The organism is Pseudomonas sp. G2-4 (assembly GCF_030064125.1).
Lineage (GTDB): Bacteria > Pseudomonadota > Gammaproteobacteria > Pseudomonadales > Pseudomonadaceae > Aquipseudomonas.
In genome coordinates, this window is record NZ_CP125957.1 from 975,225 (window position 1) to 997,666 (window position 22,442).

Sequence of the window (22,442 nt, forward strand, 5' to 3'; positions counted from 1 at the left end):
CTCCCGCTCGGCTGCGCAGCAGTCGCAAAAATATCACCATCACCATCACCATCAGCGAAGACATGAAGCCCCGATAAACAGGGCCTGCTTCGCAGCCCAGCGGGAGCAAGCTCCCTCGCCACGGTGAATTTTGTACGGGCTTACAGTTGTGTTGCTTCTTATTATCATCTAATAATGAATCTCATTCGCCGAGTGAGCCGCGGTCATGAGTTCTGCCCTGCACGAGCAACCCTACCTTGAAAGCTGGCGCTGGATGAGTCGCCAGATCCGTTGTGCGATGAGTCCGGACGAGCCGCGGCTGATCGAGCATTACCTGGCCGAGGGCCGCTATCTGGCCTGCTGCACCGCCACTTCGCCCTGGATGATTTCCGAAACCGCGTTCCGCTTACTGCTCGACACCGCCGCCGACGTCGCGCTGCCGTGGCATTGGCGAAATATCTGCCTCGACCAAGCCTGGCGCCCATTACGCGACCTCGAACGCCAATCACTTTGCCGCTGCCGCCTCAAGCGCTGGCAGAGCCATGCCTGGGCGCTGGCGACCTGCGCCCTGGAACCTTCGATTCCTCTTATTGAACTGGTGCAAGGATCTCCCGATGAGTAATACCCGTATCGAACGCGACAGCATGGGCGAACTGCAAGTCCCGGTGGACGCCCTCTACGGTGCGCAGACCCAGCGCGCTGTGGATAACTTCCCTGTCAGCGGCCAGCGCATGCCGGCGCAGTTCATTCGTGCCTTGATCCTGGCCAAGGCCGCCGCCGCTCGGGCCAACGTCGAACTGGAACAAATCAGCGCAGCCCAGGGCAAGGCCATCGTCGACGCAGCCCAAGGGCTACTCGAAGGCCAATTCATGGACCATTTCCCGGTGGATATCTTCCAGACCGGTTCTGGCACCAGTTCCAACATGAACGCCAACGAAGTCATCGCCACGTTGGCCAGTCGTCTGCTGGGGGAAACGATCAATCCGAACGATCACGTCAATTGCGGCCAGAGCAGCAACGACATCATCCCCACCAGCATTCACGTCAGTGCGGCGCTGGCCTTGCATGAGCAACTGCTGCCGGCGCTGCTGCACCTGGTGCAGGTGATCGAGCGCAAGGCCGTAGAGGTGCACCCGTTCATCAAGACCGGCCGCACTCATTTGATGGATGCCATGCCGGTGCGCTTGAGCCAGGTGCTCGAGGGCTGGGCGCAGCAGCTCAAGGCCAATATCGGCCATTTGCAGGACCTGCTGCCGAGCCTGCAATCCCTGGCTCAGGGCGGTACGGCAGTCGGCACCGGGGTCAACGCCCATCCCCGGTTCGCTGAGCTGTTCAGTCAACAACTGACGCAACTGACCCAGGTGCAATTTACCCCGGGCAAGAATCTGTTCGCGCTGATCGGCTCCCAGGACACCGCCGTGGCGGTTTCTGGACAGCTCAAGACCACGGCGGTGTCGCTGATGAAAATCGCCAACGACCTGCGCTGGATGAACTCCGGTCCGCTGGCGGGCTTGGGAGAGATCGAGCTTGAAGGCCTGCAGCCGGGCTCCTCGATCATGCCCGGCAAGGTCAATCCGGTCATTCCTGAAGCCACTGCGATGGTCGCGGCCCAGGTGATCGGCAACGACACCGTGATCACCATCGCCGGTCAATCGGGCAACTTCGAATTGAACGTGATGTTGCCGATCATCGCCCAGAATCTGCTGAGCAGCATCGCCCTGATGTCCACTGCCAGTCGCTTGCTGGCTGACAAGGCCATCGCGACCTTCAAGGTCAACGAGGCCAGGCTCAAGGAAGCGTTGTCGCGCAACCCGATCCTGGTCACGGCGCTGAACCCGATCATCGGTTACCAAAAAGCCGCTGAAATTGCCAAGAAGGCCTATCAGCAAGGTCGCCCGGTCATCGATGTCGCCCTGGAACACACCGACCTGACGCGCAGTGAGCTTGAGGTCCTGCTGGACCCGGAAAAGCTCACCGCCGGCGGCGTGTAACCCGACACCGCTGTGGAGGATTCACCATGGAACATTGGAAACGCACGATCGAACGGGCCAATCGCTGTTTCATGCTAGGTGAACTGGTGGACGCCCGCGAAGCCTATCTGCAAGCGTTGGCCCTGGCCCAAGTGCTGTTTGAGCGCTGGGCAGATGCCGACGAAGCCGTGGCCGCCTGCGTCGTCTCCCATCACAACCTGGCGGATCTGCACTTGCGCCTGAATCAACCGGAGGAGAGCGTCGAGTACCTCTGCGCCATCCACCAACGGTTGTTGCAGACCCTGCAGGACGAGCGCATGGCACCGGCCCTGCGCGCTGCGGCGTTGCGTCAGAGCCACAAGACCTATGTCGAGCTGCTGAATTTCATCAGCGAGCACGGTGAATACCCTCGCACGCAGCGCTTGTTGCACTGCAATGCCGCTTCGCCCCGGCAGCGCAACGCCCCTGTTCATTACGGAGTTCATTGAAAATGGCTTTTACCTTGCCTGCATTGCCCTACGCCTACGACGCCCTGGAACCGCACATCGATGCGCAAACCATGGAGATCCACTACACCAAGCATCACCAGACCTACATAAACAACCTAAACGCTGCGGTGGACGGCACCGAATACGCCGAATGGCCCGTCGAAAAACTGGTATCCAGCGTTGAACAATTGCCGCAAAGCCTCAAGGCCGCAGTGATCAACCAGGGCGGTGGCCATGCCAACCATTCGTTGTTCTGGGAAGTCATGGCGCCCCACGGCGGGGGCCAACCCGAGGGTGCCCTGGCCGCCGCGATCGAGGCGCAATTGGGCGGCCTTGAGCGGTTCAAGGAGGCGTTCACCAAAGCGGCGCTGACCCGTTTCGGCAGCGGTTGGGCCTGGTTGAGCGTGACCCCGCAAAAGACACTGGTGGTGGAAAGCAGCGGCAACCAGGACAGCCCGTTGATGAACGGTCATACGCCAATTCTTGGCCTGGACGTCTGGGAGCACGCTTATTACCTGCTGTACCAGAACCGTCGGCCTGAATACATCAACGCGTTCTACAACGTGATCAATTGGCCGGAAGTCGCACGCCGTTACCAGGCTGCGCTGGCCTGAGTGCCTTATAAACAATCCAAGGCTGACTATGGATACTGAAACTCTGGCGATAGGGAGCGGGCGGATGTTCCGCTACGCCTTGGGATCGCTGTTGCTGTTGGCCGGGATGACACTGCTGGTGGCTCAGGGCCTGGCGTGGCTCGACCTGGAGCCGAAACTGTTGCGTGCGCTGCAGGGCGGTGGGCTTTGCGCCTTGGGTACGGCGTTGGGGGCCGTGCCGGTGCTGGTTATCCGGCGCATGCCCCAGGCCGTGAGCGATTCGTTGCTGGGCTTCGGTGCCGGCGTGATGCTGGCCGCCACGGCGTTTTCGCTGATCGTACCGGGCATTGCCGCGGCCGAACAGCTGGGACTCACGCCTTGGGCAGCCAGTGGCCTGATCAGCTTCGGCATCCTGCTAGGGGCCTTCGGGCTGTATCTGGTGGACCGCAAAGTGTCAGCCAGCCCCGCAAGGCTGATAGAGGCGCCCGGACGTCCGGTCATCGCGCCGCGGATCTGGTTGTTCGTGTTTGCCATCGTGGCCCACAACATTCCCGAAGGGATGGCTGTCGGCGTGTCGGCGGGTGGTGGCATGCCCGATGCCGACAGCCTGGCGATGGGGATCGCCTTGCAGGATGTACCGGAAGGACTGGTGATCGCGCTGGTGCTGGCCGCGGCTGGGATGTCGCGGATCAAGGCCTTCCTGATTGGCGCCGCGTCAGGGTTGGTCGAGCCAGTGTTCGCGCTGTTGTGCGCCTGGTTGGTCAGCCTTGCCGAGATGCTGCTGCCCCTGGGGCTGGCGCTGGCGGCCGGGGCGATGTTGCTGGTGGTGACTCATGAGGTCATTCCCGAATCGCGCCGCAATGGCCACGACAAACTGGCGAGCCTGGGATTGCTGGTGGGGTTTTGTCTGATGATGGTGATGGATACGGCGTTGGCGTGACGCAATGCCTTCAATGCTTTTGTGGCGAGGGAGCTTGCTCCCGCTGGTCTGCGAAGCAGACCTTCTTGCTTGCGGGCTATATAGCGACATAGCGACGACTGCTTCGCAGCCGAGCGGGAGCAAGCTCCCTCGCCACGGGTGTGAGCCATGTCCCCGGACCAAACAGGGTTATTCGCCTTCGTCGAAGTATCTGTTGATCAGGTCCACCAGGGCATCCATCGCTTCCTGCGCTTGGTCACCTTCAGTTTGCAGATGGATCTTGGTGCCCTTGCCGGCTGCGAGCATCATCATCGCCATGATGCTTTTACCGTCGACCAAAGACTCCGGCGTGCGACCGACCCGGATGGTGGTTTCCTTGAATTGACCCGCAATCCCGACGAACTTGGCCGACGCACGGGCATGCAAGCCCAGCTTGTTGATGATTTCAATTTCCCGAGCAGGCATCGCGATGTGAATCCTTTAGCTGAGGTCGCGGTGGCGAACCTGGACGTTCTTCAGGGATTGCTGCAGAAGCTGACCCAGGCGTTCGGTCAGGTAGACAGAGCGGTGGTGACCACCGGTGCAGCCGATGGCAATCGTGACATAGGCACGGTTGCTCGCGGCAAAGCGGGGCAGCCATTTGAGCAGGTAGCTGGAGATATCCTGGTACATGTCCTCGACATCCGGCTGGGCGGCCAGGTAGTCGATCACCGGCTGGTCGAGCCCGGATTGCTCTCGCAATTCCGGTTTCCAATAAGGGTTGGGCAGGCAGCGCACGTCGAACACCAGGTCGGCGTCCACCGGCATGCCACGCTTGAAACCGAACGACTCCACCAGGAACGCGGTGCCTGGCTCCGGCTGGTTCAGCAGGCGCAACTTGATGGTGTCGCGTAGCTGATACAGGTTCAGGTTCGTGGTGTTGACTTTCAGGTCCGCCAAGTCGGCAATCGGGCTCAGCAGTTGGCTTTCGTCCTGGATGGCCTCTGCCAGGGAGCGGCTGGCGTTGCTCAGCGGATGGCGTCGACGGGTTTCGGAAAAGCGCTTGAGCAGTGTCTCTTCATCGGCATCGAGGTACAGCACATCGCATTGGATATGGCGGCTGCGTACTTCCTCGAGCAATTCTGGAAAGCGCGACAGATGGCTCGGCAGGTTGCGTGCATCGATGGACACCGCCACCAGCGGTTGCGCCAGCTCAGTGTGGATCAGGGCGCGTTCGGCCAGCTCCGGCAGCAGGCCGGCCGGAAGGTTATCGATGCAATAGTAGCCGCTGTCCTCAAGCACATTGAGCGCCGTGCTTTTACCGGAGCCGGAGCGGCCACTGACAATGATCATGCGCATGTTTAATGACCGTTCTGTTCGTCCACGACAACCTGATACAAGGCTTCGTTGCTCGGTGCGCTGCGCAGTTTTTCGCGCACTTCCTTGCGGTCCAGCATGCTGGCAATCTGGCGCAGCAGCTCAAGGTGCGCATCGGTGGCCGCTTCCGGAACCAGCAGTACGAACAGCAGGTCGACCGGTGCGCCGTCGATGGCGTCGAAATCTATGGCGGCTTCAAGGTGCAACAGCGCGCTGATTGGCGCGGAACACCCCTTGAGGCGGCAGTGAGGAATGGCGATGCCGTTGCCAAAACCGGTGGAACCGAGTTTTTCACGGGCAACCAGGGCCTCGAAGACGTCCTGCATTTCCAGATCCGGCACTTCGCGGTGGATCAGGTTGGCGATTTGTTCGAGGGCTTTCTTTTTACTGCCGCCCGGCGCGTTCACTTGGGAACGGCCGGGGGTCAGGATGGATTCTAGTCGGATCATGGATTGGGGGGGTTAACGACCGGTTGCGCCCTGGAGGAGGCTCTGGGTCTTTTCCTTATGCTTTTTAAGTTGGCGATCCAGCTTGTCGGTCAGCAGGTCAATCGCGGCATACATGTCTGAATGCTCCGCGTTGGCGACCACTTCTCCGCCGGGGATATGCAGCGTGGCTTCGATTTTCTGCAGCAGCTTCTCGACGGTCATCGTGACTTGCACATTGGTGATCTTGTCGAAATGCCTCTCCAATCGGTCGAGTTTTTCGCCGATATAGGTGCGCAGGGGTTCGGTCACTTCCAGTTGGTGTCCACTGATGTTGACTTGCATACAGCTTCTCCTTCGTTGCCAGTGCATAAAGCGGCAGGCAGAAATGCCTGCCACTGGAACGCTGTGGCGTGGCCTGTTACATCAACCGCTTGCGTTCGCTCGAAGGTGCGATCCCAAGGGATTCGCGATATTTTGCGACGGTACGGCGGGCCACCTGAATGCCTTGTGCCTCCAGTAAACCAGCGATCTTGCTGTCACTCAACGGCTTTTTCTGATTTTCCGCCGCCACCAGTTTTTTGATGATCGCGCGGATGGCCGTGGACGAGCATTCGCCGCCTTCGGAGGTGCTGACGTGGCTGGAGAAAAAGTATTTCAATTCATAGATACCCCTTGGGGTATGCATGAACTTCTGGGTGGTTACCCGGGAAATCGTCGACTCGTGCATGCCCACCGCCTCGGCGATGTCATGCAGGACCAGCGGTTTCATCGCTTCGTCGCCGTACTCCAGGAAGCCACGCTGATGCTCGACGATCTGGGTGGCGACTTTCATCAGGGTTTCGTTGCGGCTTTGCAGGCTCTTGATGAACCAGCGCGCTTCCTGCAACTGGTTGCGCATGAAAGTGTTGTCGGCGCTGGTGTCGGCGCGCCTGACGAACCCGGCGTACTGGGCGTTGACCCGCAGCTTGGGCACTGACTCCTGGTTGAGTTCCACCAGCCAGCGATCGTTGTGTTTGCGCACGATCACGTCAGGGACCACGTATTCGGGTTCGGTGGACTCGATCTGCGAGCCAGGGCGCGGGTTGAGACTTTGGACCAGTTCGATCACCTGGCGCAGCTCATCTTCCTTGAGTTTCATGCGGCGCATCAGTTGGCTGTAGTCGCGCCCGCCCAGCAGATCGATGTAGTCGGTGACCAGTCGCTTGGCTTCGGCCAGCCAGGGCGTCTTGGCGGATAACTGGCGCAGTTGCAGCAGCAGGCATTCGCCCAGGTTGCGGGCGCCGATGCCGGCCGGTTCGAATTGCTGGATGCGGTGCAGGACGGCTTCGATCTCGTCCAGCTCGATGTCCAGCTCGGGGTCGAAGGCTTCGAGGATTTCCTCGAGGGTCTCGTCCAGGTAGCCCTGATTGTTGATGCAATCGATCAAGGTCACTGCGATCAGGCGATCGGTATCGGACATCGGCGCCAGGTTCAGCTGCCACAGCAGGTGGCTTTGCAGGCTCTCGCCGACGGAGGTGCGGGTGGTGAAGTCCCACTCGTCGTCATCGCTGCTCGGAAGGTTGCTGGCGCTGGTCTGGTAGACGTCTTCCCAGGCGGTGTCCACGGGCAGGTCGTTGGGGATGCGTTCGTTCCATTCACCATCCTCAAGGTTATCCACCGTCGGGGCGGCTTCCTGGTAGGAGGGTTCCGGGATTTCGGTATTGGTTTTCTGCTCGACGTTGTCGGCCAGCGGATCGGTGTTGTCGAAGTCGTCGCCTTCTTCCTGGCGTTCGAGCATCGGATTGGACTCCAGGGCCTCCTGGATTTCCTGTTGCAGGTCCAGGGTCGACAATTGGAGCAGGCGGATGGCCTGTTGCAGCTGAGGTGTCATCGTCAGCTGCTGGCCCATTCTCAAGACTAGCGATGGTTTCATGGCAGGGGCTTAACACCTTATTCGCCGGCGCACATGCGCCATCCACTACAGGGCGCCGAAGCGCCAAACTTAAGCAAATTATATGCCTGAAACTGAAGTGTTTGCCTAGGGCACCGCCATAATAAAATTAGCGGCACCCGAGCGATTGACCAGACACTTTGCGCTTACAGGCGGAACTCATGGCCCAGATACACTTCCTTGACCAGCTCGTTGGCCAGGATGGTGGCGGAGTCACCCTCAGCAATCAACTGGCCATCATTGACGATGTAGGCGGTTTCGCAGATATCCAATGTCTCACGCACGTTGTGGTCGGTGATCAGTACGCCGATCCCCTTGGCCTTGAGGTGGTGGATGATCTGTTTGATGTCACCCACCGAAATCGGGTCCACGCCGGCGAACGGTTCGTCGAGCAGGATAAATTTCGGCGAGGTGGCCAGGGCGCGGGCAATTTCCACGCGACGACGTTCGCCGCCGGACAGGCTCATGCCCAGGTTGTCGCGAATATGGCTGATATGGAATTCCTGCAAGAGGCTTTCCAGTTCCTGGCGGCGGCCGGCCTTGTCGAGCTCCTTGCGGGTTTCGAGGATGGCCATGATGTTGTCGGCCACCGACAGCTTGCGGAAGATCGATGCTTCCTGTGGCAGATAGCCGATGCCGGCCTTTGCCCGGCCATGCATGGGCTGGTGGCTGACGTCCAGGTCGTCGATCAGCACGCGGCCCTGATCGGCCTGGACCAGGCCGACGATCATGTAGAAACAGGTGGTCTTGCCGGCGCCGTTGGGGCCGAGCAGGCCGACGATCTGGCCGCTGTCGATAGACAGGCTGACATCACGCACGACTTGACGGCTCTTGTAGCTCTTGGCCAGATGCTGAGCTTTCAGAGTTGCCATTACTGGGCCTTCTGCTCGTCGGTTTTCTTTTTCGGCTGGATCACCATGTCGATGCGAGGGCGGGACTCAGTGACCTTGCTGCCCGTGGCACGACCGGCGCTGGCCAGCTTTTTGTTGGTGTCGTAGACGATTTTCTCGCCTTGGGTAACGTTGTTGTCCTTGTCGACGACCTTGGCGCGGTCGATCAGTACGACACGGTCCTGGGACGCGTGATACTGGATGGTCACCCCGTAGCCTTGCACAGGCTTGGTGTCGCCCGCAGTCTGGAGTTGTTCGAAGTAGGCCAGGTTGCCCACCGAAGTCACCACGTCGATATCGCCGGCCGGGGTACGGGTGATGGTCACAGTGTTGCCGGTGACCTTCATCGTGCCCTGGGTGATGATTACATCGCCCTTGTAGGTGGCTACGCCGTTCTTGTCGTCCAGTTGGGCGTCGTCGGCCTGGATGCGGATAGGTTGGTCGCGATCGTTGGGAAGAGCCCAGGCGCTCGCGCTTCCCAGTGCTGCGCCCAGACTGAGCAAAATAGGGAGGGTTTTAGCGAGCTTCATACTGTCCTCTTACGTTCGATAGCAGGTGTATCCTGCTTTCCTTCAAATACGCTTTCATTCCGGTACCGGTCGATACACCCCCGGCGCCGTCGATTCTAACGGGTTGCTCGGTCTGCGCATATTCTCGCTGTGGGAACACGGTCATGCGACTGCTGGTGATGATGGTCGTGCGGTTTTTCTCATCGGTCCGAGCCACGCGTACCGAATCGATCAGTTCCACTTCGGTGCCGCCGGAGTTGACTTCGGCGCGCAGGCTTTGCACGTGCCACGGAAACTCTGTGCCACGGAACATGTTCAGGTCCGGCTTGGTCACCAGCGTAATATCGGTGGCCTTTACATGGTCGACCTTGTCGGACGTCATCTCATACTGCACTTTGCCATCGGGCAGGTATTGCAGGGTATGCGTGTTGGTCGCGTACCAGTCGATATTTTCTTCGACCGTGGCCGCGGGTTGGTCGAGAAACCGTTCCGGGCTGATGTTCCAATACCCCACCGCCGCGAAGATCGCCGCGATAGAGCCGAACACCACAATGGTGCGAATCTTCTTGCTCAGCATAAATGGCTCACAGGTACGCGGCGTTGGCCGCTTCGAGGCGGCCCTGGGCGCGCAGGATCAGTTCACAGAATTCACGGGCCGCCCCTTCGCCGCCTCGCGCGGTAGTAATGCCATGGGCGTGCTCGCGCACGAACGCAGCTGCGTTGGCGACGGCCATGCCCAGGCCGACCCGGCGAATCACCGGCAGGTCTGGCAGGTCGTCACCAAGGTAGGCCACCTGTTCATAGCTTAGGTTGAGTTGGCCCAAAAGTTCGTCCAGCACCACCAGTTTGTCTTCGCGCCCCTGATAGAGGTGCGGGATACCAAGGTTCTTCGCGCGCCGCTCGACCACCGGGGTCTTGCGACCGCTGATGATAGCGGTCTGTACGCCGGCGGCCATCAGCATCTTGATCCCTTGGCCGTCGAGGGTGTTGAAGGTCTTGAACTCACTGCCGTCTTCCAGGAAGTACAGGCGACCATCGGTCAGCACGCCGTCCACGTCGAAGACGGCCAGTTTGATCGCTTTGCCACGTTGCAGCAGGTCTGTGTTCATTTACATGACTCCGGCACGCAGCAAGTCGTGCATGTTCAGGGCGCCCACCGGGCGGTCTTCGTCGTCGACCACCACCAGGGCGCTGATCTTGTGGTCTTCCATGATTTTCAAGGCCTCCGCGGCGAGCATCTCGGCACGGCCTGTCTTGCCATGGGGCGTCATGACTTGATCGATGGTCGCGCTGTGGATATCGATGGTGCGGTCCAGGGTGCGGCGCAGGTCGCCGTCGGTGAAGATCCCGGCGAGCTTGCCGTCGGCTTCGAGAACCACCGTCATGCCCAGGCCCTTGCGAGTCATCTCCATGAGCGCGTCCTTGAGCAGCGTGCCGCGCTGTACCTGCGGCAACTCCTGCCCGGCATGCATCACGTTTTCGACTTTCAGCAGCAGGCGGCGGCCCAGGGCGCCACCCGGGTGGGAAAAGGCGAAATCTTCGGCGGTGAACCCCCTGGCTTCCAGCAGGGCGACGGCCAAGGCATCACCCATGACCAGTGCCGCGGTGGTGGAGGAGGTTGGCGCCAGGTTCAACGGGCAGGCTTCGTGTTCGACATGGACATTGAGGTTCACTTCGGCGGCCTTGGCCAGGGGCGAATCCGGATTGCCGGTGACGCTGATCAACTGGATGCCCAGTCGCTTGATCAGCGGCAGCAGGGTGATGATCTCGTTGGTAGAGCCGGAGTTGGACAGGGCGAGGATGACGTCGTCCCGGGTGATCATGCCCATGTCACCATGACTGGCTTCGGCCGGGTGGACGAAAAATGCCGTGGTGCCCGTGCTGGCCAGGGTGGCGGCGATCTTGTTGCCGACGTGTCCGGACTTGCCCATGCCAACCACGACCACGCGGCCCTTGCTGGCCAGGATTAGCTCGCAGGCGCGTACGAAATCAGCGTCGATGTGGGGCAGCAAGCCTTGTACGGCTTCGAGCTCGAGGCGGATGGTACGTTGTGCCGATTGAATCAGGTCGTTGGATTGGCTCATGTCAGAAATCGTATAGCCCGATGAAAAGGCGGCGATTATAGCGGCAATGAACAATTCCCTCACGTAAGTTCGTCATGCTTTGTTCGAGGGCGCGCAAGGTTCGACATAAAATGTAGCTTTTTACCTTGAGCCGGGTTTGACAGGCGGGGGGTTGGCCTTGGGCGCTTGGCTGTTGCAGTGATATAGTTCGCCGCCGGTTCGCATGCCCGTCCGTATCTGCGTTCGTCGACTGGCCAGGGCATTCGAATATGAGGCTGCATCGCAAGGAGTTTAGATGAGTGCCGACAACGCCTACGCGGTCGAGCTGAAGGGGCTGTCCTTCAAGCGAGGGACGCGCAGCATTTTCAATGACATTGATATTCGCATCCCGCGCGGCAAGGTGACCGGCATCATGGGGCCTTCCGGCTGTGGCAAGACCACGCTGCTGCGCCTGATGGGCGCACAACTGCGTCCCAATGCCGGCGAAGTCTGGGTCAATGGCCAGAATCTTCCCGAGCTGTCGCGCGGCGACCTGTTCGATGCGCGCAAACACATGGGCGTGCTGTTCCAGAGTGGGGCGCTGTTTACCGATCTCGACGTCTTCGAGAACGTGGCGTTCCCCCTGCGGGTCCATACCGACCTGCCGGAAGAGATGATCCGCGACATCGTCCTGCTCAAGTTGCAGGCGGTCGGGCTGCGTGGCGCCCTCGATTTGACACCGGACGAACTGTCTGGCGGCATGAAGCGCCGGGTCGCACTGGCGCGGGCGATTGCCCTCGATCCGAAGATCCTCATGTACGACGAACCCTTCGTCGGGCAGGACCCGATCGCCATGGGCGTGCTCGTGCGCCTGATCCGCCTGCTCAACGATGCGCTGGGCATCACCAGCATCGTGGTGTCCCACGATTTGGCTGAAACCGCGAGTATCGCCGACTACATCTATGTCGTCGGCGACGGCCAGGTGCTGGGACAGGGTACGCCTCAGGAGTTGAAGGATTCCGACAACCCGCGCATTCGCCAATTCATGAAGGGTGATCCGGACGGTCCGGTGGCATTCCATTTTCCGGCCACGGATTACCGTACCGATCTGCTGGGGAAGCGCTGATGCGCAAAAAATCACTGATAGAAAGAATTCGCCTGTTCGGCCGTTCCGGCATCGACGTGGTGGCGATACTGGGCCGCTCCTCGTTGTTTCTGATGCACGCCTTGTTTGGGCGCAACTCGACGGGTGGCGGATTTGGCCTGCTGGTCAAGCAGTTGCACTCGGTGGGCGTGATGTCCCTGGTGATCATCGTGGTCTCGGGGATCTTCATCGGTATGGTGCTGGCGCTGCAGGGCTTCAGTATCTTGTCCAGCTACGGTTCGGAGCAGGCGGTCGGGCAGATGGTCGCTCTCACGCTGCTGCGCGAACTCGGGCCCGTGGTGACCGCGCTGTTGTTCGCCGGGCGTGCCGGTTCCGCGCTGACGGCCGAAATCGGTAACATGAAGTCCACCGAGCAGCTTTCCAGCCTGGAAATGATCGGTGTCGACCCGCTCAAGTACATCGTTGCCCCGCGCCTGTGGGCCGGCTTCATTTCCCTGCCGGTGCTGGCGATCATTTTCAGCGTCGTGGGGATCTGGGGTGGCTCGTGGGTCGCCGTCGACTGGTTGGGGGTCTATGAAGGTTCCTACTGGTCCAACATGCAGAACAGCGTCGACTTCCTCGACGATGTGCTCAATGGCGTGATCAAAAGTGCCGTATTCGCTTTCGTGGTGACTTGGATCGCCGTGTTTCAAGGCTATGACTGTGAGCCCACGTCAGAGGGGATCAGCCGTGCCACAACCAAGACCGTGGTGTACGCCTCGCTGGCGGTCCTGGGCCTTGACTTTATTCTGACCGCCTTGATGTTTGGAGATTTCTGATGCAAAACCGCACCCTGGAAATCGGTGTCGGCCTTTTCTTGCTGGCTGGCATCCTGGCTTTGCTGCTGCTGGCCCTGCGAGTCAGTGGTCTGGCGCCGACAGCAAGCACCGATACTTATAAACTTTATGCTTATTTTGACAATATCGCCGGTTTGACGGTCAGAGCCAAGGTGACCATGGCCGGTGTAACCATCGGCAAGGTCACGGCAATCGATCTGGACCGTGACAGTTTCACTGGCCGGGTGACGCTGCAGCTGGAAAAGCGCGTGGATAACCTGCCGACTGATTCCACTGCGTCCATTCTCACCGCTGGCTTGCTGGGTGAGAAGTACATCGGTATCAGCGTGGGCGGGGAAGACAAGCTGCTCCAGGATGGTGGGACCATCCACGATACGCAGTCGTCGCTGGTGCTTGAGGACCTGATCGGTAAATTCCTGCTCAATACCGTTAGCAAAGACGCCAAATGAGGAGCTTTTGAATGATCTCTATCTTGCGACGTGGCCTGTTGGTGTTGCTCGCGACGCTGCCGTTGATGGCTAACGCCGTGGCCGCGCCTTCGGCCCACGAAATCATCCAGGACACCACGACCCGGTTGCTGGCCGATCTTGCCGCCAACAAAGAGAAGTACAAGCAGGACCCGGGTGCGTTCTATGACGCGCTGAACGGTATCGTCGGTCCGGTGGTGGACGCCGACGGCATTTCCAAGAGCATCATGACCGTCAAGTACTCGCGCAAGGCAACCCCAGCGCAAATGATGCGCTTCCAGGAAAACTTCAAGCGCAGCCTGATGCAGTTCTATGGCAATGCCTTGCTCGAGTACAACAACCAAGGCATCACCGTTTCGCCCGCCAAGGACGAAAGCGGTAACCGCACCAGCGTCGACATGCAGGTCAAGGGCAGCAATGGCGCGGTCTACCCTGTGTCCTACACACTCGAGAACATCAACGGCGAGTGGAAAGTGCGCAATGTGATCATCAACGGCATCAACATCGGCAAGCTGTTCCGCGATCAGTTCTCTGACGCGATGCAGCGCAATGGCAATGATCTGGACAAGACCATCAACGGTTGGGCCGGTGAAGTGGCAAAGGCCAAGGAAGTGACCGAAGAAGCCAAAGAGAAGCAGGAACAATGATTGAGTCGGTGAGTGAATCGGCCGTTCGTCTGGGCGAGGCCGGCGAGCTGATGCTCAGCGGCGTGCTGGACTATCGCTCCGGCCCGGCCTTGCGCAAGCAAGGCCAGGCGCTGATCAAGTCGGCCAAAGCCGCCGAGCTGGTGATTGACTGCTCGGGCGTCGAGAAGTCCAGCAGTGTCGGTCTGTCGCTGCTGCTGTGCTTTATGCGTGACGCCAAGGCTGCCGGTAAAACGTGGAGCATCCAAGGGATGCCCGAAGACATGCGTGAGATAGCCCAGGTCAGTGAACTGACCGAGCTGCTGGCGCACCCCTGACCCACATCCTTGAAAAAGCCCCCCGTCAGAGTCCTGCTTCGCGGGGTTCGCAGGCGCGGGGCTTTTTTGTATGATGTGCGACCCGCGCGCACAGGGCGCCGATTGAGGTTGAGCATGCAGGCCATAGAAGTGAAGAGCTTCCTTGAAGGAAAGCTGCCCGGAACTCAAATTGAAGTTGAGGGCGAAGGCTGCAACTTTCAGCTGAACGTGATTAGCGATGAACTGGTGGCGTTGAGCCCGGTGAAGCGTCAACAGCAAGTCTATGCCCATTTGAACCCATGGATCGCCGATGGCAGCATCCACGCGGTCACTATGAAATTTTTCAGCAGCGCGGCCTGGGCCGAGCGCACCTGAGCCCAAGGGCGTCGAGATTCTTATGGATAAATTGATTATTACCGGCGGTGTTCGTCTTGATGGCGAAATCCGTATTTCCGGGGCAAAGAACTCCGCCCTGCCGATCCTGGCCGCAACCCTGCTGTGCGATGGCCCGGTGACCGTGGCCAACTTGCCGCACCTGCACGACATCACCACGATGATCGAGCTGTTCGGGCGCATGGGCATTGAGCCGGTGATCGACGAGAAACTCAGCGTCGAGATCGACCCGCGCACCATCAAGACCCTGATCGCCCCGTACGAGCTGGTGAAAACCATGCGTGCATCGATCCTGGTGCTGGGCCCGATGGTCGCCCGCTTCGGTGAGGCAGAAGTTGCACTGCCTGGCGGTTGCGCCATCGGCTCGCGTCCGGTGGACCTGCACATTCGCGGCCTGGAAGCCATGGGCGCGGTGATCGACGTCGAAGGCGGCTACATCAAGGCCAAGGCACCTGAAGGCGGCCTGCGCGGCGCGAATTTCTTCTTCGACACCGTCAGCGTGACCGGTACCGAGAACATCATGATGGCCGCGGCACTGGCCAAGGGTCGCAGCGTGCTGCAAAACGCCGCGCGCGAGCCTGAAGTGGTCGACCTGGCGAACTTCCTGATCGCCATGGGCGCCAAGATCAGCGGTGCCGGTACCGATACCATCACCATCGATGGCGTCGAGCGCCTGCATTCGGCCACCTACAAAGTGATGCCGGACCGGATTGAGACCGGCACCTACCTGGTGGCCGCTGCTGTCACCGGTGGCCGCGTCAAGGTCAAGGACACCGATCCGACTATCCTGGAAGCCGTCCTGGAGAAACTCAAGGAAGCCGGTGCCGAAGTCACCTGCGGCGAAGACTGGATCGAAGTGAACATGCACGGCAAGCGGCCCAAAGCCGTCAACGTGCGCACCGCACCGTACCCGGCGTTCCCGACTGACATGCAGGCACAGTTCATCTCCCTCAACGCCATTGCCGAAGGCACGGGCGCGGTGATCGAGACGATCTTCGAAAACCGTTTCATGCACGTCTACGAGCTGCACCGCATGGGCGCCAAGATCCAGGTCGAAGGCAACACGGCCATCGTCACCGGCACCGAGAAGCTCAAGGGCGCGCCAGTGATGGCCACCGACCTGCGGGCCTCGGCCAGCCTGGTGATCTCGGCCCTGGTTGCCGAAGGCGATACCCTCATCGATCGCATCTACCACATAGATCGTGGTTATGAGTGCATCGAAGAGAAACTGCAGATGCTGGGTGCCAAGATCCGCCGCGTGCCGGGCTAGTTTCGGCTGCATGGGCGCAGGGACGCGTCCGTTGATTTCGTTTCATTCGAGGGTGGTTGCACCCTTGATGTATGTTCGGCGCCGCTTGCGACCGGGCATGAGTACCTTGATAAGGACTGACGTTCCCCATGTTGACCATCGCACTGTCCAAGGGCCGCATCCTTGACGACACCCTGCCGCTTCTGGCTGAAGCGGGCATCGTGCCGACCGAGAATCCGGACAAGAGCCGCAAGCTGATCATTCCCACGACCCAGGCCGATGTGCGCTTGTTGATCGTGCGTGCCACCGATGTGCCGACTTACGTGGAACATGGCGCCGCCGACCTGGGCGTAGCCGGTAAAGACGTGCTGATGGAATACGGCGGCCAGGGCCTGTACGAGCCCCTGGACCTGCAGATCGCCCGCTGCAAGCTGATGACCGCCGGTAAAGTCGGCACGCCAGAGCCCAAGGGCCGCCTGCGGGTGGCGACCAAGTTCGTCAACGTTGCCAAGCGTTATTACGCCGAACAGGGCCGCCAGGTCGATATCATCAAGTTGTACGGTTCGATGGAGCTGGCGCCGCTGATCGGCCTGGCGGACAAGATCATCGACGTGGTCGACACCGGCAACACCCTGCGGGCCAATGGCCTGGAACCCCAGGACTTCATCGCGGACATCACCTCCCGGCTGATCGTCAACAAGGCTTCGATGAAGATGCAGCACGCCCGAATCCAGGCTTTGATCGATACCCTGCGCAAGGCAGTGGAATCGCGACACCGCGGCTGATTCACCTGCGCGACCTTGAGTCGCGCCCGTCTATCCGTGTCATAGCCAATTTTCTCAGGTGCCCACGCGAATGGACTGGTAGCTTAGGGCGCCTGAGCATTTGCCATTAATGAGGCCCTCGCTATGACCGCTCCCACTTCGATTCGCCGACTCAACGCTGCCGACCCGGATTTCGCACATCATCTGGATCATCTGCTGAGCTGGGAAAGTGTGTCTGACGACTCGGTCAATCTGCGGGTGCTGGAGATCATCAAGGCCGTGCGCGAGCGTGGCGATGAAGCCTTGGTGGAATTCACCCAGAAATTCGACGGCCTGCAAGTGGCGTCCATGGCCGACTTGATCCTGCCGCGCGAGCGCCTGGAGCTGGCCCTGACCCGGATCACCGTGCCCCAGCGCGAAGCCCTGGAAAAAGCCGCCTCCCGGGTGCGCGATTATCACGAAAGACAGAAGCAGGACTCCTGGAGCTACACCGAGGCCGACGGCACGGTGCTGGGCCAGAAGGTCACGCCGCTGGACCGCGCCGGCCTGTATGTACCGGGTGGCAAGGCGTCCTATCCGTCCTCGGTACTGATGAACGCGATCCCGGCCAAGGTTGCCGGCGTGACCGAAGTGGTCATGGTCGTCCCTACACCGCGCGGTGAAATCAACGAACTGGTGCTGGCCGCCGCCTGCATCGCCGGGGTGGACCGGGTGTTCACCATCGGCGGCGCCCAGGCCGTCGCCGCGCTGGCCTACGGCACCGAGAGCGTGCCGAGGGTCGATAAGGTGGTCGGGCCGGGCAATATCTACGTCGCCACTGCCAAGCGCCATGTGTTTGGCCAGGTCGGCATCGACATGATCGCCGGCCCGTCTGAAATCCTCGTGGTGTGTGACGGCCAGACCGATCCGGACTGGATTGCCATGGACCTGTTTTCCCAGGCTGAGCACGACGAAGACGCCCAGGCGATCCTGGTCAGCCCGGACGCCGAGTTTCTCGACAAGGTTGCCGCCAGCATCGACAAGCTGCTGCCCACCATGGATCGCGCCGAGATCATCAACACGTCGATCAACGGCCGTGGCGCACTGATCAAGGTCCGCGACATGGAGCAGGCCATCGAGGTCGCCAACCGCATCGCACCGGAACACCTGGAGCTGTCGGTCGCTGACCCGCAGGCCTGGCTGCCACTGATCCGCCACGCCGGTGCGATCTTCATGGGCCGCCACACCAGTGAAGCCTTGGGTGATTATTGCGCAGGCCCCAACCACGTGTTGCCAACGTCCGGCACCGCGCGCTTCTCATCGCCGCTGGGGGTGTATGACTTCCAGAAACGTTCGTCGATCATCTTCTGCTCCGAGCAGGGCGCCTCCGAACTGGGCAAGACCGCTTCGGTGCTGGCCCGTGGCGAATCGCTGAGCGCCCACGCCCGCAGCGCCGAATACCGCATTCTTGACGAGCCTTCCATTGAAGGGCAGGGGAACTGAAATGAGTAAATTCTGGAGCCCGTTCGTCAAGAACCTGGTGCCCTACGTGCCGGGCGAACAGCCGAAGCTGACCCGCCTGGTCAAGCTCAACACCAACGAGAACCCTTACGGGCCTTCGCCCAAGGCGCTCGCGGCGATGCAGACCGAGCTCAATGACAACCTGCGCCTGTACCCGGATCCCAACAGCGACCTGCTGAAAAGCGCCGTGGCCCGGTATTACAGTGTGCAGGGCAACCAGGTGTTCCTGGGCAATGGCTCGGATGAAGTGTTGGCGCACATTTTTCACGGCCTGTTGCAACACGACCAGCCGTTGCTGTTCCCGGACATCAGCTACAGTTTTTATCCGGTGTATTGCGGGCTGTACGGCATCCAGTTCGACGCGGTACCCCTTGACGCACAGTTCCGCATCGATCCGGCGGACTATGCCAAACCAAACGGCGGAATCATCTTCCCCAACCCGAACGCCCCCACTGGCTGCCTGTTGGCGCTGGAGGCGGTGGAGCAGATTCTCCAGGCCAGCCCGGATTCGGTGGTGGTGGTCGATGAAGCCTATATCGACTTTGGCGGCGAGACGGCCATCAGCCTGGTGGACCGTTACCCGAACCTGCTGGTGACCCAGACCTTATCCAAGTCCCGCTCGCTGGCGGGGCTGCGGGTGGGTCTGGCGGTGGGCCATCCGGACCTGATCGAAGCACTGGAGCGGATCAAGAACAGCTTCAACTCCTATCCTCTGGATCGTCTGGCGAATGTCGGCGGCGCGGCGGCGTTCGACGACCGCGAGCACTTCGATATGACTTGCCGGTTGGTCATCGAGCACCGTGAATGGGTGGTGGCGCAACTGCAAGCCAAGGGCTTTGAAGTGCTGCCTTCGGCGGCCAACTTCATCTTCGCCCGTCACCCGCGGCACGATGCGGCAGGCTTGGCGGCGAAACTGCGGGAGCAAGGGGTGATCGTGCGGCACTTCAAGCAGGAGCGGATCGCCCAGTTCCTGCGGATCAGCATTGGCACGCCTGAGCAGAACCAGGCGCTGATCGAAGCCCTCGGCGAACTCTAAAGCCCGCTGTTGAACCTAATGTGGGAGCGAGCTTGCTCGCGATAGCGGTATGTCAGTTACTTCAGTACTGACTGAACCATCGCTATCGCGAGCAAGCTCGCTCCCACATTGCCTTTAGGTGTTCAGGGATTAATCGTGATGCGGCTCGCCGACGAATGTCAGCGAGGTAAACACGCCGCGTGTTGCCACATCCTTGTTGTCCTTGAGGGTAATTTCCATCTGCGCGGCAATCACATTCAACCCTTCATTACGCACCACGACCTTGGCCCGGCCTTCGGCGTCGGTTTCAGTCGATACGGTGTCCGGTGCGCTGCGGTAATCGCCCACCAGTTTCACACCGGCCGCCGGTTTGCCATCCAGCAGCACCCGTACCGGTAGTGACTGGCCCGGACCGACGGTCAGCGGGTCGACTTCCGGCAGGATCAGGAACTTGACCTGATCGAGCTTCGGCAACTTCGCCCCAGGCTCGTAGATCGCCAGGCTGTACTTGAAGGTGTGGGTCGATTCAATCGCCCCGGGTACTTTGCTGCGGCCTTCATTGATCCACTTCTTGTCGGCGGTCTGGGACCACATGCCGTTGTCCAGTTCCACGGCCATCACGGCGGGTGGCTTGAGGGGCTGCAGGCGGGCGTGGTCCGGCAGGCGCTCCACGGTGACGGGGATCATCTTGCCCCCCAGGTCATAGGCCCAGGCGCCGCTGATTTTCTGCGCCTTGAAGGCATTGTCTTCGGCGCCGTGACCGTAAATCACCTCGATATTGCCGCGCCGTTGTTCGGTCCACAGGCCGTGGGCCGAAACTTGTGTAGCCAGGAGCAAGCCGAGAAGGGCGAGTGTCTTGGGGTGTTTCATGGGGTGTTTCATAGTGATGGGCCTTTTACAGATCGAGGGTGAGGCTGACGGTGAAGTTGCGTGGCGCGCCGGGGGTGACCCAGTAATTGCTGTAGGAGCGCTCGAAGTATTTTTCGTCGAAGACGTTGTTCAGGTTCAGGCCCACGGTGACGTTATCGCTGGCTTTGTAATGGGCCAGCAGGTCAACGGTGTGGTAGGCCGGCAATTCGAAATCCTTGCCGGCTTCACCCGAGCGGTCTCCGACATAGGTGAACGCCGCGCCGAGATCCGAACCCCGCAGGTGCCCGTCCTGGAATTCATAGACGCCGAGCAGGCTGCCGCTGCGCTTGGCGACGCCGAGGATCCGGCTGCCTGTGGGAATTTCCTCGTCACCCTCGGTCACTTCTGCATCGATGTAGGCGAAGGCGCCAATTACGCGCACGGCATCAGTCACCTGCCCGGTGACCTGTAGATCGAACCCTTGGCTGCGGGCCTTGCCCATGGCGCGTTTGAAGTCGGTCCCGGCGACTTGCGCCAGGACGTTTTCCTTCTCTATATGAAATGCCGCCAGGGTGGTACTCAGGCGATCGTCGAACAGCTCGCTCTTGATCCCCACTTCATAGCCGACACCTTCCTCCGGATCGAAAGTCTTACCGTCCGCATCCAGGCCATTATTGGGCTTGAACGAGGTGGAGGCATTGGCGAACAGCCCGACTTGCGGCGTCAGTTGATACAGCAAGCCGGCCCGTTGCGTCAGGGCGTCGTGACGTTGGCGGCTGGTGACATTGGTGGTGTGATCGTCAATGCTCTGCTCGAAGTGCTCATAACGCACGCCGATCATCCCCCGCAGTTTGTCGGTGAACACGATCTGGTCCTGGAGGTTCAGGGCCCGGCTTTGCACACGCTCGAAGAAGTCTGTGCCGAAAGGCGTGCCGTTGGGTTTTGGCTGGCCATAGACCGGCTGATAGATGTCGATGGGATAAGTACCGCCGGGGATGGTGGTCACGCGTTCGTTCTTGCGGTAGTCCTCGTATTCAGTACCGACCAACAGTTCATGCTGCCAGGGGCCGAGGTCGAATAGCCCACGCAATTCCAGTTGGGTAATGCTGTCGTGCCAATCGTTGTCGCGCTCACGGTAGCGGCGGTTCACTGTGCGGCCGTCGGCGTTCAGCGGTCGCGCTTCTGAGGCAAAACCCCAGAGTTCGCCCTGCTTGTAATGGCTGGCCAGGCGCACTTGCCAGGTATCATTGAGCTGATGTTCGAGGGCGGCCTGGAGCATGTTGTTGTGGTTGTCGATGTCGCCGTCGTTGGGCTCGCCCAGGAAGGTCGAACGGGAAACGCCGCTCCAGCGGTTGTTCGGGGCGACGATGCCGCGGTCGAACGTCGAGCTGTGGCGCACGATTTCGCTTTCTACCAGCAGGTGGGTGTCTGGACTCAGTTGCCAACTGATGGAGGGCGCGACGAAGACGCGCTTGCTGTCGAGGTGATCGCGAAAGCTGTGATTGTCCTCGACCGCCAGGTTGACCCGCGACAGCAGGTTGCCCTCGGCGTCCAATGGCGTGTTGACGTCCAGCGCGGTGCGGTAGCGATCCCAACTGCCGGCGCTGGTTTGCAAGGTGGTGAAGGCTTCGGGCTGGGGCTTCTTGGTGACGATGTTCACCGTGCCGCCGGGATCGCCTCGCCCATACAGGCTGGCCGCCGGGCCCTTCAACACTTCAATGCGTTCGATGTTGGCCGCGTCTGGAGTGCTTGGATAGCCGCGGTTGGCGCTGAAGCCGTCCTTGTAGAATTCCGATGTGGTGAAGCCACGCACGCTGTATTCGTAGAGCGTCAGGCCACCGAAGTTGTTTTGCTTGGACACGCCGCCGGCATATTCCAGCGCCCGCTCGACGCTGGTGCTGCCCAAATCCTTGAGGACGCTGGCGGGGATCACGCTGATGGATTGCGGGATGTCGCGCAGGGCGGTGTCGGTCTTGGTGGCGCTGGCCGAGCGGGTCGCGCGATAGCCTGTGACGGGGCCGGTGGGCGATTCGTACTCGGACGTCACGCTGATGGCGTCCAGCTCCAGCGGTTGGTTTTCTTCGGCGTAGGCTGGATCGCCCAGTAGGCCCAGGGCCAGGCTGGCGAGGGAAAGCCGTTTTAGGGATGACATGTTATGTTGTTCCAAATCTTATATTTGAAACAATATAACACTACTAATGAGAACTCATGCTATCTCTG

27 protein-coding genes are annotated in these 22,442 nt (G+C 60.4%); 15 read left to right on the plus strand and 12 right to left on the minus strand.

Annotated elements, in window-relative coordinates:
* Positions 1-205: 205 nt before the first annotated feature.
* The 5 genes from QNH97_RS04150 to QNH97_RS04170 are packed head-to-tail and all read left to right on the plus strand — an operon-like array spanning position 206 to position 3,970.
* A complete protein-coding gene (locus QNH97_RS04150) occupies positions 206-601 on the plus strand; it encodes a FagA protein (protein WP_283555726.1) in 396 nt (131 codons plus the stop codon).
* The gene (locus QNH97_RS04155; protein WP_283555727.1) at positions 594-1,970 is read left to right on the plus strand and encodes a class II fumarate hydratase; all 1,377 of its coding nucleotides are present in this window, start codon (positions 594-596) and stop codon (positions 1,968-1,970) included. The genes QNH97_RS04150 and QNH97_RS04155 overlap by 8 nt, the downstream gene beginning before the upstream one ends.
* Before the next feature lie 26 nt (positions 1,971-1,996).
* Complete coding sequence (locus tag QNH97_RS04160) at positions 1,997-2,437, plus strand: DUF2753 family protein (RefSeq protein ID WP_283555728.1); 441 nt, start codon at positions 1,997-1,999, stop codon at positions 2,435-2,437.
* Between the two features lie 2 nt (positions 2,438-2,439).
* Positions 2,440-3,051: a superoxide dismutase gene (locus tag QNH97_RS04165; protein ID WP_283555729.1), complete on the plus strand. Its 612-nt coding sequence runs from the start codon at positions 2,440-2,442 to the stop codon at positions 3,049-3,051.
* Positions 3,052-3,079: 28 nt separating this feature from the next.
* Entirely contained in the window at positions 3,080-3,970 is an 891-nt protein-coding gene (locus QNH97_RS04170; RefSeq protein ID WP_283555730.1) for a ZIP family metal transporter, read from the plus strand.
* Positions 3,971-4,138: 168 nt separating this feature from the next.
* Here the strand turns inward: QNH97_RS04170 and QNH97_RS04175 are convergent, their stop codons facing one another.
* From QNH97_RS04175 to QNH97_RS04220, 10 genes are all read right to left on the minus strand, one after another.
* Complete coding sequence (locus tag QNH97_RS04175; RefSeq protein ID WP_283555731.1) at positions 4,139-4,414, minus strand: HPr family phosphocarrier protein; 276 nt, start codon at positions 4,412-4,414, stop codon at positions 4,139-4,141.
* A 15-nt stretch (positions 4,415-4,429) separates the two neighbouring features.
* Positions 4,430-5,287, minus strand: a complete 858-nt coding sequence (gene rapZ / locus QNH97_RS04180; protein ID WP_283555732.1) for an RNase adapter RapZ — start codon at positions 5,285-5,287, stop codon at positions 4,430-4,432.
* A gap of 2 nt (positions 5,288-5,289) precedes the next feature.
* Positions 5,290-5,754, minus strand: coding sequence for a PTS IIA-like nitrogen regulatory protein PtsN (gene ptsN / locus QNH97_RS04185; RefSeq protein WP_283555733.1), 465 nt, complete (start codon positions 5,752-5,754; stop codon positions 5,290-5,292).
* Positions 5,755-5,766: 12 nt separating this feature from the next.
* Positions 5,767-6,075, minus strand: a complete 309-nt coding sequence (gene hpf, locus QNH97_RS04190; RefSeq protein ID WP_025211856.1) for a ribosome hibernation-promoting factor, HPF/YfiA family — start codon at positions 6,073-6,075, stop codon at positions 5,767-5,769.
* Between the two features lie 76 nt (positions 6,076-6,151).
* Positions 6,152-7,645, minus strand: a complete 1,494-nt coding sequence (locus tag QNH97_RS04195) for an RNA polymerase factor sigma-54 (RefSeq protein WP_283555734.1) — start codon at positions 7,643-7,645, stop codon at positions 6,152-6,154.
* A gap of 164 nt (positions 7,646-7,809) precedes the next feature.
* Positions 7,810-8,535, minus strand: a complete 726-nt coding sequence (gene lptB, locus QNH97_RS04200; protein WP_214963603.1) for an LPS export ABC transporter ATP-binding protein — start codon at positions 8,533-8,535, stop codon at positions 7,810-7,812.
* Complete coding sequence (gene lptA, locus QNH97_RS04205) at positions 8,535-9,083, minus strand: lipopolysaccharide transport periplasmic protein LptA (protein ID WP_283555735.1); 549 nt, start codon at positions 9,081-9,083, stop codon at positions 8,535-8,537. Before lptA ends, lptB begins: the two co-directional genes overlap by 1 nt.
* Positions 9,070-9,639, minus strand: a complete 570-nt coding sequence (gene lptC / locus QNH97_RS04210; protein WP_283555736.1) for an LPS export ABC transporter periplasmic protein LptC — start codon at positions 9,637-9,639, stop codon at positions 9,070-9,072. The genes lptA and lptC overlap by 14 nt, the downstream gene beginning before the upstream one ends.
* Positions 9,640-9,646: 7 nt before the next feature.
* Entirely contained in the window at positions 9,647-10,171 is a 525-nt protein-coding gene (locus QNH97_RS04215) for a KdsC family phosphatase (RefSeq protein ID WP_025211861.1), read from the minus strand.
* Positions 10,172-11,146, minus strand: coding sequence for a KpsF/GutQ family sugar-phosphate isomerase (locus QNH97_RS04220; protein WP_283555737.1), 975 nt, complete (start codon positions 11,144-11,146; stop codon positions 10,172-10,174). It lies immediately after the preceding gene.
* 274 nt (positions 11,147-11,420) lie between these two features.
* Here QNH97_RS04220 and QNH97_RS04225 point away from each other — a divergent pair, with 274 nt between their 5' ends.
* The 10 genes from QNH97_RS04225 to hisC all read left to right on the plus strand — a co-directional run bounded on the left by QNH97_RS04225 (position 11,421) and on the right by hisC (position 19,394).
* Positions 11,421-12,230, plus strand: coding sequence for an ATP-binding cassette domain-containing protein (locus QNH97_RS04225; protein WP_283555738.1), 810 nt, complete (start codon positions 11,421-11,423; stop codon positions 12,228-12,230).
* Positions 12,230-13,027 (plus strand): lipid asymmetry maintenance ABC transporter permease subunit MlaE, encoded by a 798-nt coding sequence (gene mlaE / locus QNH97_RS04230; RefSeq protein WP_283555739.1) that lies wholly within the window; start codon positions 12,230-12,232, stop codon positions 13,025-13,027. The genes QNH97_RS04225 and mlaE overlap by 1 nt, the downstream gene beginning before the upstream one ends.
* Complete coding sequence (gene mlaD, locus QNH97_RS04235; RefSeq protein WP_283555740.1) at positions 13,027-13,494, plus strand: outer membrane lipid asymmetry maintenance protein MlaD; 468 nt, start codon at positions 13,027-13,029, stop codon at positions 13,492-13,494. The genes mlaE and mlaD overlap by 1 nt, the downstream gene beginning before the upstream one ends.
* A gap of 11 nt (positions 13,495-13,505) precedes the next feature.
* A complete protein-coding gene (locus tag QNH97_RS04240; protein ID WP_283555741.1) occupies positions 13,506-14,159 on the plus strand; it encodes an MlaC/ttg2D family ABC transporter substrate-binding protein in 654 nt (217 codons plus the stop codon).
* Between the two features lie 8 nt (positions 14,160-14,167).
* Positions 14,168-14,473, plus strand: coding sequence for an STAS domain-containing protein (locus QNH97_RS04245; protein ID WP_283555742.1), 306 nt, complete (start codon positions 14,168-14,170; stop codon positions 14,471-14,473).
* Positions 14,474-14,587: 114 nt separating this feature from the next.
* The gene (locus QNH97_RS04250) at positions 14,588-14,827 is read left to right on the plus strand and encodes a BolA family protein (protein WP_283555743.1); all 240 of its coding nucleotides are present in this window, start codon (positions 14,588-14,590) and stop codon (positions 14,825-14,827) included.
* A 22-nt stretch (positions 14,828-14,849) separates the two neighbouring features.
* Positions 14,850-16,115 (plus strand): UDP-N-acetylglucosamine 1-carboxyvinyltransferase, encoded by a 1,266-nt coding sequence (gene murA, locus QNH97_RS04255; RefSeq protein WP_025211869.1) that lies wholly within the window; start codon positions 14,850-14,852, stop codon positions 16,113-16,115.
* 128 nt (positions 16,116-16,243) lie between these two features.
* A complete protein-coding gene (hisG, locus tag QNH97_RS04260; RefSeq protein ID WP_283555744.1) occupies positions 16,244-16,879 on the plus strand; it encodes an ATP phosphoribosyltransferase in 636 nt (211 codons plus the stop codon).
* A gap of 123 nt (positions 16,880-17,002) precedes the next feature.
* Positions 17,003-18,340 carry a histidinol dehydrogenase gene (gene hisD, locus QNH97_RS04265; protein WP_283555745.1) on the plus strand — a complete coding sequence of 446 codons (1,338 nt, stop codon included), beginning with the start codon at positions 17,003-17,005 and terminating at the stop codon, positions 18,338-18,340.
* Position 18,341: 1 nt separating this feature from the next.
* Positions 18,342-19,394 carry a histidinol-phosphate transaminase gene (hisC, locus tag QNH97_RS04270; protein ID WP_283555746.1) on the plus strand — a complete coding sequence of 351 codons (1,053 nt, stop codon included), beginning with the start codon at positions 18,342-18,344 and terminating at the stop codon, positions 19,392-19,394.
* A 129-nt stretch (positions 19,395-19,523) separates the two neighbouring features.
* Here hisC and QNH97_RS04275 read toward each other — a convergent pair whose 3' ends face one another.
* Complete coding sequence (locus tag QNH97_RS04275) at positions 19,524-20,243, minus strand: DUF4198 domain-containing protein (protein WP_283555747.1); 720 nt, start codon at positions 20,241-20,243, stop codon at positions 19,524-19,526.
* A 25-nt stretch (positions 20,244-20,268) separates the two neighbouring features.
* Positions 20,269-22,374 (minus strand): TonB-dependent siderophore receptor, encoded by a 2,106-nt coding sequence (locus tag QNH97_RS04280; protein WP_283555748.1) that lies wholly within the window; start codon positions 22,372-22,374, stop codon positions 20,269-20,271.
* Between the last annotated feature and the right edge of the window lie 68 nt (positions 22,375-22,442).

Excerpts from the sequence above, each read along its gene's own strand:
- QNH97_RS04150 (WP_283555726.1), top strand. The coding sequence starts at position 206 with ATGAGTTCTGCCCTGCACGAGCAACCCTACCTTGAAAGCTGGCGCTGG.
- QNH97_RS04155 (WP_283555727.1), top strand. The coding sequence starts at position 594 with ATGAGTAATACCCGTATCGAACGCGACAGCATGGGCGAACTGCAAGTC.
- QNH97_RS04160 (WP_283555728.1), top strand. The coding sequence starts at position 1,997 with ATGGAACATTGGAAACGCACGATCGAACGGGCCAATCGCTGTTTCATG.
- QNH97_RS04165 (WP_283555729.1), top strand. The coding sequence starts at position 2,440 with ATGGCTTTTACCTTGCCTGCATTGCCCTACGCCTACGACGCCCTGGAA.
- QNH97_RS04170 (WP_283555730.1), top strand. The coding sequence starts at position 3,080 with ATGGATACTGAAACTCTGGCGATAGGGAGCGGGCGGATGTTCCGCTAC.
- QNH97_RS04175 (WP_283555731.1), bottom strand. The coding sequence starts at position 4,414 with ATGCCTGCTCGGGAAATTGAAATCATCAACAAGCTGGGCTTGCATGCC.
- rapZ (WP_283555732.1), bottom strand. The coding sequence starts at position 5,287 with ATGCGCATGATCATTGTCAGTGGCCGCTCCGGCTCCGGTAAAAGCACG.
- ptsN (WP_283555733.1), bottom strand. The coding sequence starts at position 5,754 with ATGATCCGACTAGAATCCATCCTGACCCCCGGCCGTTCCCAAGTGAAC.
- hpf (WP_025211856.1), bottom strand. The coding sequence starts at position 6,075 with ATGCAAGTCAACATCAGTGGACACCAACTGGAAGTGACCGAACCCCTG.
- QNH97_RS04195 (WP_283555734.1), bottom strand. The coding sequence starts at position 7,645 with ATGAAACCATCGCTAGTCTTGAGAATGGGCCAGCAGCTGACGATGACA.
- lptB (WP_214963603.1), bottom strand. The coding sequence starts at position 8,535 with ATGGCAACTCTGAAAGCTCAGCATCTGGCCAAGAGCTACAAGAGCCGT.
- lptA (WP_283555735.1), bottom strand. The coding sequence starts at position 9,083 with ATGAAGCTCGCTAAAACCCTCCCTATTTTGCTCAGTCTGGGCGCAGCA.
- lptC (WP_283555736.1), bottom strand. The coding sequence starts at position 9,639 with ATGCTGAGCAAGAAGATTCGCACCATTGTGGTGTTCGGCTCTATCGCG.
- QNH97_RS04215 (WP_025211861.1), bottom strand. The coding sequence starts at position 10,171 with ATGAACACAGACCTGCTGCAACGTGGCAAAGCGATCAAACTGGCCGTC.
- QNH97_RS04220 (WP_283555737.1), bottom strand. The coding sequence starts at position 11,146 with ATGAGCCAATCCAACGACCTGATTCAATCGGCACAACGTACCATCCGC.
- QNH97_RS04225 (WP_283555738.1), top strand. The coding sequence starts at position 11,421 with ATGAGTGCCGACAACGCCTACGCGGTCGAGCTGAAGGGGCTGTCCTTC.
- mlaE (WP_283555739.1), top strand. The coding sequence starts at position 12,230 with ATGCGCAAAAAATCACTGATAGAAAGAATTCGCCTGTTCGGCCGTTCC.
- mlaD (WP_283555740.1), top strand. The coding sequence starts at position 13,027 with ATGCAAAACCGCACCCTGGAAATCGGTGTCGGCCTTTTCTTGCTGGCT.
- QNH97_RS04240 (WP_283555741.1), top strand. The coding sequence starts at position 13,506 with ATGATCTCTATCTTGCGACGTGGCCTGTTGGTGTTGCTCGCGACGCTG.
- QNH97_RS04250 (WP_283555743.1), top strand. The coding sequence starts at position 14,588 with ATGCAGGCCATAGAAGTGAAGAGCTTCCTTGAAGGAAAGCTGCCCGGA.
- murA (WP_025211869.1), top strand. The coding sequence starts at position 14,850 with ATGGATAAATTGATTATTACCGGCGGTGTTCGTCTTGATGGCGAAATC.
- hisG (WP_283555744.1), top strand. The coding sequence starts at position 16,244 with ATGTTGACCATCGCACTGTCCAAGGGCCGCATCCTTGACGACACCCTG.
- hisD (WP_283555745.1), top strand. The coding sequence starts at position 17,003 with ATGACCGCTCCCACTTCGATTCGCCGACTCAACGCTGCCGACCCGGAT.
- hisC (WP_283555746.1), top strand. The coding sequence starts at position 18,342 with ATGAGTAAATTCTGGAGCCCGTTCGTCAAGAACCTGGTGCCCTACGTG.
- QNH97_RS04275 (WP_283555747.1), bottom strand. The coding sequence starts at position 20,243 with ATGAAACACCCCAAGACACTCGCCCTTCTCGGCTTGCTCCTGGCTACA.
- QNH97_RS04280 (WP_283555748.1), bottom strand. The coding sequence starts at position 22,374 with ATGTCATCCCTAAAACGGCTTTCCCTCGCCAGCCTGGCCCTGGGCCTA.